At 61.3% G+C, this 13,652-nt stretch carries 13 protein-coding genes; 6 read left to right on the top strand and 7 right to left on the bottom strand.

Features of this window, described 5'->3' with window-relative positions:
• Window positions 1-106 precede the first annotated feature (106 nt).
• The 4 genes from J1G35_RS05145 (at window position 107) to J1G35_RS05130 (ending at window position 3,746) form a co-directional block, all read left to right on the top strand.
• Window positions 107-1,438, top strand: a complete 1,332-nt coding sequence (locus J1G35_RS05145) for a TRZ/ATZ family hydrolase (RefSeq protein ID WP_053132447.1) — start codon at window positions 107-109, stop codon at window positions 1,436-1,438.
• Window positions 1,439-1,502: 64 nt separating this feature from the next.
• A complete protein-coding gene (gene ubiG / locus J1G35_RS05140) occupies window positions 1,503-2,201 on the top strand; it encodes a bifunctional 2-polyprenyl-6-hydroxyphenol methylase/3-demethylubiquinol 3-O-methyltransferase UbiG (RefSeq protein WP_053132444.1) in 699 nt (232 codons plus the stop codon).
• Between the two features lie 4 nt (window positions 2,202-2,205).
• Window positions 2,206-2,877 carry an N-acetylmuramic acid 6-phosphate phosphatase MupP gene (gene mupP / locus J1G35_RS05135; protein ID WP_053132442.1) on the top strand — a complete coding sequence of 224 codons (672 nt, stop codon included), beginning with the start codon at window positions 2,206-2,208 and terminating at the stop codon, window positions 2,875-2,877.
• Window positions 2,878-3,005: 128 nt separating this feature from the next.
• On the top strand, window positions 3,006-3,746 hold the full coding sequence (locus J1G35_RS05130; protein ID WP_053132440.1) for a YciK family oxidoreductase: 741 nt from the start codon (window positions 3,006-3,008) through the stop codon (window positions 3,744-3,746).
• Window positions 3,747-3,822: 76 nt separating this feature from the next.
• On the opposite strand, the gene J1G35_RS05125 is transcribed toward J1G35_RS05130, so the two are convergent.
• From J1G35_RS05125 to J1G35_RS05100, 6 genes are read right to left on the bottom strand one after another with little or no spacing between them, the layout of a single operon-like run.
• Window positions 3,823-5,337 (bottom strand): ABC transporter substrate-binding protein, encoded by a 1,515-nt coding sequence (locus J1G35_RS05125; RefSeq protein WP_053132438.1) that lies wholly within the window; start codon window positions 5,335-5,337, stop codon window positions 3,823-3,825.
• Window positions 5,319-6,338, bottom strand: coding sequence for an ABC transporter ATP-binding protein (locus J1G35_RS05120; RefSeq protein ID WP_223013914.1), 1,020 nt, complete (start codon window positions 6,336-6,338; stop codon window positions 5,319-5,321). The genes J1G35_RS05125 and J1G35_RS05120 overlap by 19 nt, the downstream gene beginning before the upstream one ends.
• Window positions 6,335-7,291: an ABC transporter ATP-binding protein gene (locus J1G35_RS05115; protein ID WP_223013912.1), complete on the bottom strand. Its 957-nt coding sequence runs from the start codon at window positions 7,289-7,291 to the stop codon at window positions 6,335-6,337. The genes J1G35_RS05120 and J1G35_RS05115 overlap by 4 nt, the downstream gene beginning before the upstream one ends.
• Entirely contained in the window at window positions 7,288-8,145 is an 858-nt protein-coding gene (locus J1G35_RS05110) for an ABC transporter permease (RefSeq protein WP_223013910.1), read from the bottom strand. Before J1G35_RS05110 ends, J1G35_RS05115 begins: the two co-directional genes overlap by 4 nt.
• Window positions 8,142-9,089, bottom strand: coding sequence for an ABC transporter permease (locus tag J1G35_RS05105; RefSeq protein ID WP_053132428.1), 948 nt, complete (start codon window positions 9,087-9,089; stop codon window positions 8,142-8,144). Before J1G35_RS05105 ends, J1G35_RS05110 begins: the two co-directional genes overlap by 4 nt.
• 3 nt (window positions 9,090-9,092) lie before the next feature.
• Window positions 9,093-9,980, bottom strand: a complete 888-nt coding sequence (locus J1G35_RS05100; RefSeq protein WP_053132425.1) for a proline iminopeptidase-family hydrolase — start codon at window positions 9,978-9,980, stop codon at window positions 9,093-9,095.
• 183 nt (window positions 9,981-10,163) lie between these two features.
• Here J1G35_RS05100 and J1G35_RS05095 point away from each other — a divergent pair, with 183 nt between their 5' ends.
• Both J1G35_RS05095 and J1G35_RS05090 read left to right on the top strand, forming a co-directional pair.
• Window positions 10,164-10,928, top strand: coding sequence for a LuxR family transcriptional regulator (locus J1G35_RS05095; protein ID WP_053132422.1), 765 nt, complete (start codon window positions 10,164-10,166; stop codon window positions 10,926-10,928).
• Window positions 10,929-11,020: 92 nt separating this feature from the next.
• Complete coding sequence (locus J1G35_RS05090; RefSeq protein WP_053132419.1) at window positions 11,021-11,953, top strand: proline iminopeptidase-family hydrolase; 933 nt, start codon at window positions 11,021-11,023, stop codon at window positions 11,951-11,953.
• Window positions 11,954-11,991: 38 nt separating this feature from the next.
• On the opposite strand, the gene J1G35_RS05085 is transcribed toward J1G35_RS05090, so the two are convergent.
• The gene (locus J1G35_RS05085) at window positions 11,992-13,494 is read right to left on the bottom strand and encodes a nucleobase:cation symporter-2 family protein (protein ID WP_223013908.1); all 1,503 of its coding nucleotides are present in this window, start codon (window positions 13,492-13,494) and stop codon (window positions 11,992-11,994) included.
• Window positions 13,495-13,652: the final 158 nt, after the last annotated feature.

Here is a 13,652-nt window from a genome sequence, read left to right as displayed (position 1 = left end):
TCACCCCGTACTCATCAACAAAAGCCGCCGATTATAGCGATCCGCCAGCCAGGACGCTCGGGTATACTTCGCGCTTCTTTTATAGCTGCCCAGGAAGAAGCCTGCGATGACCTCCACTGCCGCCCCGCTCGACTTACTGCTATTGCCAACCTGGCTGGTACCTGTCGAACCTGCTGGCGTGGTGCTCAAGGACCATGGCGTGGGCATCCGCGATGGGCGGATTGCCTTTATCGGGCCACGGGCTGCGGCGCTGAAGCTTTGCGCCACTGAAGTACGCGAACTGCCGGGCATGCTGCTCAGTCCCGGCCTGATCAACGCCCACGGGCATGCGGCGATGAGTCTGTTTCGCGGCCTGGCTGATGATCTGCCCTTGATGACCTGGCTGGAAAAACACATCTGGCCCGCCGAAGCCAAGTGGGTCGACGAGGCCTTCGTACGTGACGGCACCGACCTGGCCATTGCCGAGCAGCTCAAGGGCGGCATTACCTGCTTCTCGGACATGTATTTCTACCCCAAGGTCGCCAGCGATTGCGTACACAACAGCGGCATGCGTGCGCAGATCGCGATTCCGATCCTCGACTTCCCGATTCCCGGCGCCAGCACCGCTGATGAGGCTATCCGCCAGGGTATCGAGCTGTTCGGCGACCTCAAGCACCACCCGCGCATCAAGATCACCTTCGGCCCCCACGCGCCCTACACCGTGTGCGATGCCAACCTGGAAAAAATCCGGGTAATCGCCGAAGAGCTGGACGCCGCGATCCATATGCATGTGCACGAAACCGCCTTCGAGGTACAACAGGCCGTCGAACAGACCGGTGAACGGCCATTGGCACGTCTGGGTCGCCTCGGACTGCTGGGCCCGCGCTTCCAGGCCGTTCATATGACCCAAATCAGCGAGGACGACCTGGCTTTGCTGGTAGAAAGCAACACCAGTGTCATCCATTGCCCGGAATCCAACCTGAAACTGGCCAGCGGCTTTTGCCCGGTGGAGCGCCTGTGGCAGGCTGGGGTGAATGTGGCCATTGGCACCGACGGCGCCGCCAGCAACAACGACCTGGACCTGCTGGGCGAAACCCGTACCGCAGCGATGCTGGCCAAGGCCGTCGCCGGTTCGGCCACCGCCCTGGACGCGCACCGTGCGCTGCGCATGGCTACGCTCAACGGTGCGCGCGCCATGGGCCTGGAAAGCGAAATCGGCTCCCTGGAAGTGGGCAAGGCGGCGGATATGGTCGCTTTCGATCTGACCGGGCTGGCGCAACAACCGATCTACGATCCGGTCTCACAGCTTATATATGCCACCGGACGCGATTGCGTGAAACACCTTTGGGTCGCCGGCAAGCAGTTGCTCGACGACCGGCAACTCACCCGCATGGACGAACAACAGTTGACCGCTACGGCCATTGCCTGGGGCCAACGCATCAGCGGGCACAGCGAATAACGAAGGTGCTGAGCCTGCGTGTTCGGCACCGACAAACCGATTTATCAGATTTAGAGGATTCACCATGAGCAACGTCGACCACGCCGAAATCGCCAAGTTTGAAGCCCTGGCCCACCGCTGGTGGGACCGCGAAAGCGAGTTCAAACCCCTGCACGACATCAACCCGCTGCGGGTCAACTGGATTGACGAACGCGTCAACCTGGCCGGCAAAAAGGTGCTCGACGTGGGTTGCGGCGGCGGCATCCTCAGCGAAGCCATGGCCCAGCGCGGCGCCACCGTGATGGGAATCGACATGGGCGAAGCGCCGCTGGCCGTGGCCCGGCTGCACCAGTTGGAATCCGGTGTGAGCGTGGAATATCGCCAGATCACCGCCGAGGCCCTGGCCGAAGAAATGCCGGAGCAGTTCGACGTGGTCACCTGCCTGGAAATGCTGGAGCACGTGCCAGACCCCTCCTCGGTGATCCGCGCCTGCTTCCGCATGGTCAAGCCGGGCGGCCAGGTGTTCTTCTCCACCATCAACCGCAACCCCAAGGCCTATCTGTTCGCGATCATCGGCGCCGAATACATCATGAAGCTGCTGCCGCGCGGCACCCATGACTTCAAGAAATTCATCCGCCCGTCCGAACTGGGCGCGTGGAGCCGCCAGGCCGGGCTGACCGTCAAGGACATCATCGGCCTGACCTACAACCCACTGACCAAGCACTACAAGCTGGCCAGCGACGTCGACGTCAACTACATGATCCAGACCCTGCGCGAGGAATAAGCCTGTGAAGTTGCGAGCGGTTCTCTTCGACATGGACGGTACCCTGCTGGACACCGCGCCGGACTTTATCGCCATCTGCCAGGCCATGCGTGCCGACCGTGGCCTGCCACCGATCAATCCCCAGCACATCCGCGATGAAATCTCCGGCGGTGCACGGGCGATGGTCGCCGTGACCTTCTCGATGGACCCGGAAACGCCTGGCTTTGAAGCACTGCGCCTGGAATTCCTCGAGCGTTACCTGAAGGGTTGCGCCGTCCACAGCAAATTGTTCGACGGCATGGCCGAGCTTCTCGAAGACATCGAGAAGGCCAAGCTGATCTGGGGCGTGGTCACCAACAAGCCACTGCGCTTCGCCGAGCCGATCATGCAGCAGTTGGGCCTGGCCGAGCGTTCGGCCCTGCTCATCTGCCCGGACCACGTGAAAAACAGCAAGCCGGACCCGGAGCCGATGATCCTGGCGTGCAAGATGCTCGGCCTGGACCCGGCCAGCGTGCTGTTCGTGGGCGACGACCTGCGTGACATCGAGTCTGGCCGCGACGCCGGCACCCGCACGGCGGCGGTGACCTACGGCTATATCCACCCGGACGACAACCCGCGTCACTGGGGCGCGGATGTGGTGGTGGACCACCCGCTGGAACTGCGCAAGGTGTTGGATAACGCGCTGTGCAGTTGCTGATGGCTCGCTCGATCTACTGACTAAGGAGTATCCAATGTGGGAGTGGGCTTGCCCCCCCCCCCACATTTGGATCTTCACTGCGCTCAAGATGGGTGTTTGTAACCCGCTGAACTCTGTCGAGGCTTTTTATGTTTGATTACTCTGCACGTCCAGAACTGCTCAAAGACCGGGTCATCCTGGTGACCGGCGCCGGTCGCGGCATTGGCGCGGCGGCGGCGAAAACCTACGCGGCTCATGGCGCGACCGTGCTGTTGTTGGGCAAGACCGAAGCCAACCTGGCCCAGGTGTATGACGAAATCGAAGCGGCCGGCCACCCGCAGCCGGTGGTGATCCCGTTCAACCTGGAGACGGCCCTGCCCCATCAATACGATGAGCTGGCCGCGATGATCGAAAAAGAATTCGGCCACCTCGACGGCCTGCTGCACAACGCCTCGATCATCGGCCCGCGTACGCCGATCGAGCAGTTGTCCGGCGAGAACTTCATGCGGGTGATGCACATCAACGTCAACGCGATGTTCATGCTCACCAGCACGTTGTTGCCGCTGCTCAAGCTGTCCCAGGACGCGTCGGTGGTGTTCACCTCCAGCAGCGTTGGGCGCAAGGGCCGGGCGTATTGGGGGGCTTATGGTGTGTCGAAATTTGCCACTGAAGGCTTGATGCAAACCCTGGCGGATGAGCTCGAAGACGTGGCTGCAGTAAGGGCCAACAGCATCAACCCGGGCGGTACGCGCACCAGCATGCGGGCCCAGGCGTATCCAGGGGAGAACCCGATGGAAAGGCCGGCACCGGAAGAGATCATGCCGGTGTACCTGTACCTGATGGGGCCGGACAGTACCGGCATCAATGGGCAGGCGTTTGACGCCCAGTAACAACTGACCCAACCGGAACCAAATGTGGGAGGGGGATTGCCCCCTCCCACATTTGTATTGCGGTGTTCTCTGGCTCTTAGTTCTTCACCACTTCCTCAAGGGTGAAGCGCCCCAGCGGGTTTTGCAGGAAGTTGCTCACATTCTTGCGTGAGATGTTGATGTACGGGCTGTAGTACAGGTCGATCCAGTTCACATCCTGTTTCGCCAGTTTCTGCAACTCGACATACATCTGCTCACGCTTGACCGGGTCAGCCTCGATGCGCGCCGCCGCCACCAGCTCCTTGACCTTGTCGTTCTTGTAGCGGGTCATGTAGTTCTGGTTGGTGTCGTGGCCGAGCACGAAGGTGGTCTTCTGGTCCGGGTCGAGGATGTCGTTGGTCCAGTACATCACCGAAATATCGTACTCACCGTCCACCAGCATCTGCCAGCTTTGGGTCGGGTCGACTTTCTGCAGGTTGGCGGTCACACCGACCTTGGCCAACTGGTCCTTGATGATCACCGCGATCTGCTCGTCGGCTTCGTTGCCGGCGTTGACCACATAGTTGAGCTTCAAGTCCTTCGCACCAGCCTTTTCCAACAGCTTCTTGGCGGCGGTCGGGTCATACGGACGTTGCAGGTTGTTGGCGTAGTGGAACAACGAGCCTTTCGGGATGTAGGAATAGGCCACCGTGCCTTGACCGTAAGTGGCGGTTTTCACCAGCGACTGTTTATCGATCGCCATGTCCAGCGCCTCGCGCACTTCCTGCTTGGCCAGCAGACCGTGGGCGTGGTTGATCAGCAGGTGATCTTCACGGGTGGACGGGTCGGAGTGGATCACCACGTTCTGGTCTTTCTTCAGTTCTTCAACCCGGGAAAACGGTACGAAGATCGCCGTGTCCAACTCGTTGTTCTGCACCATGCGCATGCGCGTGTTGTCGTCGGTCACGGAAACCCACTCCACGCCATCCAGGCTGACGTTCTTGGCCTGCCAGAAGTTCGGGTTCTTCTTCAGGATGACCCGGTCGCCCTTGCGCCATTCGTCCACGGTAAACGCACCGGAGGTCACCGGATTTTCCGAGTAGGCGTCTTCGCCCATCTTGGTCATGGCTTTTTCCGACAGGATCGAGACCGTTGGCGAAGCCAGTTGCGAAAGGAAGGCAACCGCCGGGGTCTTCAACGTGACGACCAGGGTTTTCGCGTCTGCCGCCTTGGCCGTATTGATCAGGTTGAAGGGGTCAGCCCACAGCGAGGCCTTGTTATCACGGATGCGCAACAGGCTGAACGCCGCATCCTCGGCGGTGATCGCCGAACCATCGGAGAACTTCGCATCGCGCAGTTTGAAGGTGTAGGTCAGGCCGTCCTTGGAAATCTCCCAGCTTTCAGCCAGGCCCGGCTCCATCTTGGTGCCCAGGTTATTCACGCGGACCAGGGTGTCGTAGACGTTGGCGAAGACCCAGGTGTCGCGGTTCTGCGCGCTTTTGATCGGGTCAAACGTGGTGCTGTCTTCACGGCAGCCGATGGTCAGGACGCCGGCGGCTTGTGCCAGCCCGGCAGTGAGGGACCACGCGGTTAACGTAGCAGCGGCGAGCAACTTCAAGTGGCGCGATTGCATGTCATAACTCCTTGTTCATGATGGGCAGGAAGGGTCAACGGTTCTTCAAGCACGCAACTGTACCGATGCTCGTGCAGGAAATGGGTAGGCGGCAATACCACGGAACACATCGTCCGGGCATACCGGCAACGCGGGTGAAAGGCACAGCCCGTAGGCAAATGCAGGGGGCTCGGCGGCTCGCCAGGCAACGGTTCTGCAGGCAAAGGCCGATGCGGATCAATCTCCGGAATCGCCTCGATCAACGCTGCGGTATACGGATGGCGCGGTGAGGTGAAGACCGCTTCCACCGGACCTTCCTCGACGATTTTGCCCAGGTACATCACCGCGACGCGGTCGCACAGGCGCCGCACGATGGCCAGGTCGTGGGCGATAAACAGGATCGCCAGGTTCATGCGCTGTTGCAGTTCCAGCAACAGGTTGATGATCTGGCCCTGGATCGATACATCCAAGGCCGCCACGCATTCATCCGCGATGATCAGGCGTGGCTCCACCGCCAGCGCCCGGGCGATTCCCACGCGCTGGCACTGGCCGCCACTGAGTGAACCGGGTTTGCGACTGGCCAGTTCGGGGCGCAGGCCGACCAGGTCAAGCAGCTCGTTGACGCGAACGGGGACACGCGCAGCCGGGACTTTGCGCTGCACCCGCAGCACCTCGGCGATGGTTTCGCCGATGGTGTGGCGCGGGTTCAACGCGGCGTAGGGGTCCTGGAAGATCATCGCGGTCTCGTGGCGCAAGCGGGCGATGTCGATGGCACTGCCATGGGCCATGTCGATGCCATCGAACAGCACCTGCCCGGCACTGATCGGATTGAGGTGCAGGATCGCCCGCCCCAATGTGCTTTTGCCGCTGCCGGACTCTCCCACCAACCCCAGGGTTTCACCGGCGGCCAGGCTCAGCGACACACCGTTCACCGCCCTCACCCATTGCTTGTTCAGGCCGAACACACCCGTGCCGGACGCGGCGAATCGCACCTCCAGGTCCTTGATCTGCAACAGGCTCATGGGCGTGCTCCCAACGGGTAGTGACACGCCACGCGCGCGCCTTCGGGCAACAGTTCGGTGCACAACGCGCCAACCTGCGGGCAACGCGGGTTGAAGCGGCAGCCTTCGGGTAACGCATCGAGCAACGGCGGCTGGCCGGGAATGGTGCGCAGCAACGCATGGCCACTGCTGTGGGCCGGCTGGCAATCAATCAGGCCAGCGGTGTACGGGTGTTGCGGATGGGCGAGCAAGTCGTACTTGCTGCCGTGTTCGCACAGGCGCCCGGCGTACATCACGGCGATGGAATCACAGGTTTGCGCAACCACGCCGAGGTCGTGGGTGATCATGATGATCGACAGGCCGCGCTGGTCACGCAGGTCCAGCAGCAGGCGCAGGATTTGCGCCTGCACGGTCACATCGAGGGCCGTGGTCGGCTCGTCGGCAATCAGTACTTTCGGGTTGCAGCCCAGGGCCACGGCGATCATCGCGCGTTGGCGCATGCCACCGGAAAACTCATGGGAATAGTTGTCGACCCGTGCCTGGGGATCGGGAATGCCCACCTGGCGCAACACCTCGATGGCTTGTCGGCGCGCGTCTTTTTTCGACGCGCCCTGATGCAGGCGGATGCCTTCGGCGATCTGATCACCGATGCGCATCAAGGGGTCGAGGTGGCTGCTGGGGTTCTGGAAGATCATGCCCAACTGCCCGCCACGCACTGCTCGCATGCCAGCGTCATCCAGTGGCAGCAGGTCCTGGCCGGCCAGGCGTACCGCACCGCCCTGCACGCGCAGGTTGGGCGACGGCAACAGGCGCATCAAGCCACGGCAGGCCATGGTCTTGCCCGAGCCGCTTTCGCCCACCAGACCGAGGATTTCGCCTTCGGCCAGATCGAAGGACACGCGGTCGACCAGGGTCACATCACGCCCGGCGTTGTTGGCGATCACGCTGAGGTCTTGCACCTGCAACAGGCTCATGAGCGATCCCCCAACACTTGCGCCACACCATCGGCCAGCAGGCTGAAGCCCATGGCCAGGGTCACAATGGCCAACCCCGGAAAGGTGCAGATCCACCAGGCCGTGGTGATAAACGCCTGCCCTTCGGCAATCATCGTGCCCCACTCCGCCGTCGGCGGTTGCACACCCAGTCCCAGGTAGCTCACAGCCGCACCGTTGAGCAACACCAGCACCGCGTCAGACATGGAAAACACAATCGAGCCAAACATCGCATTCGGCAGCAAATGCCGGAACAGGATGCGCCCATGGCCAAACCCCAGGCTCTTGGCGGCCAGGGCGAAATCGCTTTCCTTGAGCACCAGGATTTGCGAGCGGATCAGCCGCGCATACGACACCCAGCCGACCAGCGCCATGGCGATATAGAAACTCTTCAGGCCCGGACCGAGGATGGCCATGATCGCCAGCATCAACACCAGGAACGGGAACGCCAGGACCACATCAATCACGCGCATGCAGAAACTGTCGAAGCGCCCGCCGATATAGCCAGAAACGGCGCCTATAAACGTGCCGATCATAAACGGGAAAATCACCCCGATGATGGCAAGCTGCAGGTCGACGCGCGCGCCCCAGATCACCCTCGAAAGGATGTCTCGACCGTAGTTATCGGTACCGAATGGATGGATCAGTCCGGGGGCGAGCAAGGCCATCTCGGTGTTTTGCGCAATCGGGTCATAGGGCGCGATCCACGGCGCAAACACGGCCAGGACCAACCACATCGACAGAATCAACAGCCCCCACGCGGCCGTGAGTCGGCCATTGCGAAAACCAAAACGCAGGCGCAGGCGCCACGGGGTAATCAGTGGACGGCTGCTCATTGCATCTTCACCCGTGGGTCGAGGGCCACCGTGGCCACGTCCGCGATAAAGTTGACCACCACCGTCGCGCACGCCAGCACCATGGCAACGCCCTGCACCACCATGTAATCGCGGGTAAAAATACCGCGCACCAGCAATTGGCCGATGCCGGGAATGGCGAACAGGCTTTCGATCACGACGGTGCCGCTGATCAGCCAGCCGATATTCACCGCCAGCAGGTTGACCGCCGGCACCAGGGAATTGGGCAGCACATGGCGTCGGAACACCGCCGCTTCCGACAGCCCACGCGCCCGCGCGGCAGTGACGTGGTCGGCCTGCAGTTCCATCAACATGCTCGCCCGCAGGTTGCGCACCAGCACCGCCGACAGCGCCAGGGCGATGGTCAGGCACGGCAAGACCATATGGTGCGCCTTGTCCAGCCAGGTACGGCCGTAGCCGGACACCGGGAACAAGCCCCATTGCACACTGAACAGCAGGATCAGCATCAGGCCCAGCCAGAACGCCGGCATGCCCAGGCCCACGGTGGTGAACACGCGGATCAGGTTGTCCGCCCACCCGCCTTTATTGCGCGCGGCCAGCGTCGCCAGCGGCACCGCAATCAGCAGCGCCAGCACCACGCTGCCGAGCACCAGCACCAGCGTGGGCTCGATGCGAGTGACGATCAACTTCAAGGCATCGACTTTGTACAACAGCGATTGGCCGAGGTCGCCCTTGAGCAGGTTCTTCAGGAAGTAGAAATACTGCTGCCACAGAGGCTGGTCGAGGCCGTACTGGGCGCGGATTTTCAGCAAGGCATCTGGGGTGCTGCGCGAGCCCAGCAAGGCACGCGCCGGATCGCCCGGAATCGAGCGCACCAGCACAAACGTGATCAGGCTGATGCCAAACAGTACCGGCAGCAATTGCAGCGGCCGGGACAGGACAAAACGGTAGCGCGCCAGGTTCATCTGTCAGCCTCGGTGGCGGGCGAGAAAGTCCAACAGTACCGGGAAATACGCGTGGGGTTCCTCGTAGAACGGCATATGGCTGCTGTTGGGAAATACATGCAGTTCGGCGTGTCTGGCGGCCATCTTCATGCGCAGGGCGCAGGCCGGGGTGAGTTCGTCATGCTGGCCGGTGGTGATCAGGATCGGCATCTTGAAATCGCCCATCTCGGGGATGCGGTTCCAGTCCTTGAGATTGCCGATGTAGAGGAATTCGTTGGGGCCCTGCATAGTTTCGTAGGGGCCCATGTTCCAGTCGCCGAGGGAGCGCTTGACCGGCTCGGGCCATTCGTCCAGACGGCAGACGTGACGATAGTTGAGCAAGGTGATCGCGGCCTGGTACTGCGGGTGGTCGAGGGTACCCATGGCTTCATGACGCTGCATCATGGCCACGGTTTCACTGCCCAGGGCGCCGCGCAGGCGTTGCAGCTCCTGGGACAGATGCGGAATGTCGCCGACGGTGTTTTCCAGGATCAGGCTTTTCAGCGTGTCGGGGTAATGGATGGCGTATTCGATGCCCAGCCAGCCGCCCCAGGAATGCCCAAGCAGGTGCACGCGGCCGAGGTCCAAGGCTTGGCGGACGGTTTCGACTTCTTCGACATAACGGCGGATTTCCCACAGGGAAACATCGGTCGGTCTGGCTGATGCGCCCGTGCCAAGCTGGTCGAATGCAACCACTCGCAGGTTATGGTCCTTGAGCCAGCCATGGGCGTCGCGCAAGTAGTCACACGGCAGGCCCGGCCCGCCGTTGAGGCAAAACAGCACCTCATCGCCTTCGCCAAAGCTGTAGACCACGAGGTTATAGCCGTCGACTTGCACGTTGTACTGCTGGTCGGGGGCAATTTCACGCCACATGCATACATTCCTTGTGTTGTATCGGCCTGGCGGGTAGCGGCCGCTTATCAGGCCAACACTACCGAGGATGCCGTGCGTCCATAACCTAGTATTTCTTATAGGTTTGGCCTGGCAGTCCTTCGCCGGGGCGTGGCATTCTACTTGCAGCAAGTCGAGATTCAAATGAATTCGGGAGCAGAACGGATGCTGACCAAGCTGACTGCCTTCAATCAACGTCTGATGCCGGGCAGGAGCCTGGATGAGCAGATGGACAACACATTCATCCTCGCCCAGCAGTTGGGCTTCGATGCACTGGTGTACGACTACACCCCGGTGCCGATGGACCAGGATGGCGCATTGATCACCCCTTCGGTGCTGGAACTGCGCAACACGCCGCCCGATTGGCATGCCTTGTGGTGCAGCGAGGGGTTTTACCAGATAGACCCGGTGCAACACCTGTCCCTGAGCACGGTGTCACCGTTTGTCTGGTCCTACGAAGCCAAGGCCAACACCCCCCTGCAAAAAATCATCGACCCGTGCCACGCCCCCGTGTCGTCCTACCTGCACGACCAGCAACTGACCTGTGGCGTCAGCGTACCGATCCACCTGCCCCGGGGCGGTTTCGCTTCGCTGACGGGCCTGCGAATCGGCAAAGCTCACACCGTATTGCCGGATGCGCAGCAGACCTTGTCGGACTTCAGCCTGATTTCCCATGCATTGCAGGAAGCGGCCTACCCGCTATTCAGCAAGGAACTACGCACCTACCCACACATTCACCTGACCAAACGTGAACGCGAATGCCTCAAATGGGCCGCCGACGGCCTGACTGCGGCCGAAATCGCCACACAATTGAGCCGTTCACTGGCAGTTGTCACCCTGCACCTGGCTTCGGCGATGCACAAACTGGGCGCCAAGAACCGCGTACAAGCGGTGGTCCGCGCCACCCATTACCGCCTGCTGGACGACTGATCCCCCGGCAAAACCTAGCTGTTTTGCTAGTTACCTAAATTTCGCGCGCAGACTATCGTGTCCCTGATCCTTTTTTCAAAGCAGGGTACGAAATGGACTTCATCGAAAAAATCCGCGAAGGGTATGCCGCGTTTGGCGACTACCAGACCTGGTACCGCGTCACTGGCGACCTGGCAAGCGGTCGTACGCCGCTGGTGATCATCCACGGAGGCCCCGGCTGCACCCATGATTATGTCGACGCCTTCAAGGATGTCGCGGCCAGCGGCCATGCCGTCATCCACTATGACCAACTGGGCAATGGCCGCTCCACGCACTTGCCTGAGAAAGACCCGTCCTTCTGGACCGTCGATCTGTTCCTTAAAGAACTGGATAACCTGCTGGATCACCTGCAGATCAGCCAAAACTACGCGATCCTCGGCCAGTCCTGGGGCGGCATGCTCGGCAGTGAACACGCGATCCTGCAACCCAAAGGCCTGCGCGCGTTTATCCCGGCGAACTCGCCGACCTGCATGCGCACTTGGGTCAGCGAGGCCAACCGCCTGCGCAAACTGCTGCCCCAAGGCGTGCATGAAACCCTGCTCAAACATGAAGCCGCCGGCACGTATAACGACCCGGAATACCTCGCCGCCTCGCGGGTGTTCTATGACCAGCATGTGTGCCGCGTTAACCCGTGGCCGGAAGAAGTGGCGCGTACCTTCGCCCAGGTCGACTCGGACCCCACGGTGTACCACGCCATGAGCGGCCCGACCGAGTTCCACGTGATCGGCAGCCTGAAGGACTGGAAATCCATTGGCCGCCTGTCGGCGATCAAGGTGCCGACCCTGGTGATCTCCGGCCGGCATGATGAGGCCACGCCACTGGTGGTCAAGCCGTTCCTGGATGAGATCGCGGACGTACGCTGGGCGCTGTTTGAAGACTCCAGCCACATGCCCCACGTCGAAGAGCGCCAGGCGTGCATGGGCACCGTGGTGAAGTTTCTGGATGAGGCGTGTTCTGTGCCGCACCCCGTCCGCAAGGCCGGTTGAGTTCCAAATGTGGGAGGGGCGGTGCCCCTCCCGCATTTTTAGACCTCTGTGGTTTCAGCGTGCGCTGCTTTCCTTGGCACCTCCGCCACCAATGGAATTTCCTTGCCCTCGGCATCAAACAACTTGCCACCCCTGAAATAGTCCCCATCACGCAACGCCGCTACGTCGTGGAAACACAAACTGCGCTCAGTCCCCGCCACAAACACCGATTGCTGGTCCGAATTACCCGCGGTGAAATGGTTGAACGCCAGGTTCAACAGGATCGCCATGATCGCCGACGAACTGATACCCGAGTGGAAAATGGTCGCGAACCAGCTGGGGAATTGATCGTAGAAACTCGGCGCAGCAATCGGGATCATGCCGAAACCGATGGAGGTGGCAACGATGATCAGGTTCATGTTGTTGCGGTAATCCACCTTGGACAAGGTGCGAATACCACTGGCCGCCACGGTGCCAAACAGCACAATCCCGGCACCGCCCAACACCGACGTCGGCACCGCCGCAATCACCCGCCCCATGAATGGCAGCAAGCCGAGGATCACCAGGAACACCCCACCTGTTGCCACCACAAAGCGACTCTTCACCCCGGTCACCGCCACCAGCCCAACGTTCTGGGCGAAGGCACTCTGGGTGAACGAACCGAAGATCGGCGCGAACATGCTCGACAGCATATCGGCGCGCAGGCCGTTGCCCAGGCGCTTGGAGTCGACCTTGGTGTCGATGATTTCGCCCACCGCCAGGATGTCGGCTGAGGTTTCCACCAGGGTCACCATCACCACGATGCACATGGAAATGATCGCCGCAATGTGGAAAGTTGGCATGCCGAAATGGAATGGCGCAGGGAAACCGAACATGGGTCCCTGGGTGACGCCGGAAAAGTCCGCCATACCGAGGAACACCGCAATCACCGTGCCGATCACCATCGCCAGCAGGATCGACAGGCGCGAGATACTCGCGCTGCCGATCTTGCTCAATAGCAGCACCAGCACCAGGGTCAACGCCGCGAGGCCGATATTGGGCATGCTGCCGAAATCCGCTGCGCGGCTGTTACCGCCCATGGCCCAGCGCGCCGCCACGGGCATCAGGGTCAGGCCGATGGTGGTAATCACAATACCGGTCACCAACGGCGGGAAAAACTGGGTGATCCGCGAGAACACCGGTGTGATCAGCAGCCCGATTAACGACGCGGCCATCACCGCTCCGAGAATCGCTGGCACCCCGCCGGCGCCATCGCTGCCGACAATCGCCACCATGGTTGCCACACCGGCAAACGACACCCCCTGCACCAGCGGCAACTGACAGCCAAAGAACGGCAGGCCAAGGGTTTGCAACAGGGTGGCGAGGCCACCGGCAAACAACGACGCGGCGATCAACAGGCCGATATCTGCCGGTGACATCCCGGCCGCCTGGCCGACGATCAAGGGTACCGCGACAATGCCGCCGTACATGGTGAGCACATGCTGCAGGCCGTAAGCCATGTTGGCGGCGACGCCGAGATTCTCATCTTCTGGCCGCTGCGGTGACGCCTTCGGGATAGTCATGGTGAGGGGGTCTCTGTTTTTGTTGTGCAGTCACTGTATGCAATCTTTAGACTGGATGTCCATAGAGTTGTATACAATCAATCGAACAAGATACCCTCCATCGGCGTTACAAAAACAATTCGGCCGTGATGAGCCAGGACGCCACAGGAAGCTAAAAC

Origin of the sequence: Pseudomonas sp. SH10-3B (assembly GCF_019891415.1) — a bacterium.
GTDB lineage: Bacteria > Pseudomonadota > Gammaproteobacteria > Pseudomonadales > Pseudomonadaceae > Aquipseudomonas.
This window is presented reverse-complemented; position numbering and strand designations above follow the sequence as displayed.

What these genes read in the sequence shown, in the direction of transcription:
- J1G35_RS05110 (WP_223013910.1), bottom strand. Translation starts at nt 8,145, where the DNA reads ATGAGCAGCCGTCCACTGATTACCCCGTGGCGCCTGCGCCTGCGTTTT.
- J1G35_RS05130 (WP_053132440.1), top strand. Translation starts at nt 3,006, where the DNA reads ATGTTTGATTACTCTGCACGTCCAGAACTGCTCAAAGACCGGGTCATC.
- J1G35_RS05145 (WP_053132447.1), top strand. Translation starts at nt 107, where the DNA reads ATGACCTCCACTGCCGCCCCGCTCGACTTACTGCTATTGCCAACCTGG.
- ubiG (WP_053132444.1), top strand. Translation starts at nt 1,503, where the DNA reads ATGAGCAACGTCGACCACGCCGAAATCGCCAAGTTTGAAGCCCTGGCC.
- J1G35_RS05085 (WP_223013908.1), bottom strand. Translation starts at nt 13,494, where the DNA reads ATGACTATCCCGAAGGCGTCACCGCAGCGGCCAGAAGATGAGAATCTC.
- J1G35_RS05090 (WP_053132419.1), top strand. Translation starts at nt 11,021, where the DNA reads ATGGACTTCATCGAAAAAATCCGCGAAGGGTATGCCGCGTTTGGCGAC.
- J1G35_RS05095 (WP_053132422.1), top strand. Translation starts at nt 10,164, where the DNA reads ATGCTGACCAAGCTGACTGCCTTCAATCAACGTCTGATGCCGGGCAGG.
- J1G35_RS05120 (WP_223013914.1), bottom strand. Translation starts at nt 6,338, where the DNA reads ATGAGCCTGTTGCAGATCAAGGACCTGGAGGTGCGATTCGCCGCGTCC.
- J1G35_RS05100 (WP_053132425.1), bottom strand. Translation starts at nt 9,980, where the DNA reads ATGTGGCGTGAAATTGCCCCCGACCAGCAGTACAACGTGCAAGTCGAC.
- J1G35_RS05105 (WP_053132428.1), bottom strand. Translation starts at nt 9,089, where the DNA reads ATGAACCTGGCGCGCTACCGTTTTGTCCTGTCCCGGCCGCTGCAATTG.
- J1G35_RS05125 (WP_053132438.1), bottom strand. Translation starts at nt 5,337, where the DNA reads ATGCAATCGCGCCACTTGAAGTTGCTCGCCGCTGCTACGTTAACCGCG.
- J1G35_RS05115 (WP_223013912.1), bottom strand. Translation starts at nt 7,291, where the DNA reads ATGAGCCTGTTGCAGGTGCAAGACCTCAGCGTGATCGCCAACAACGCC.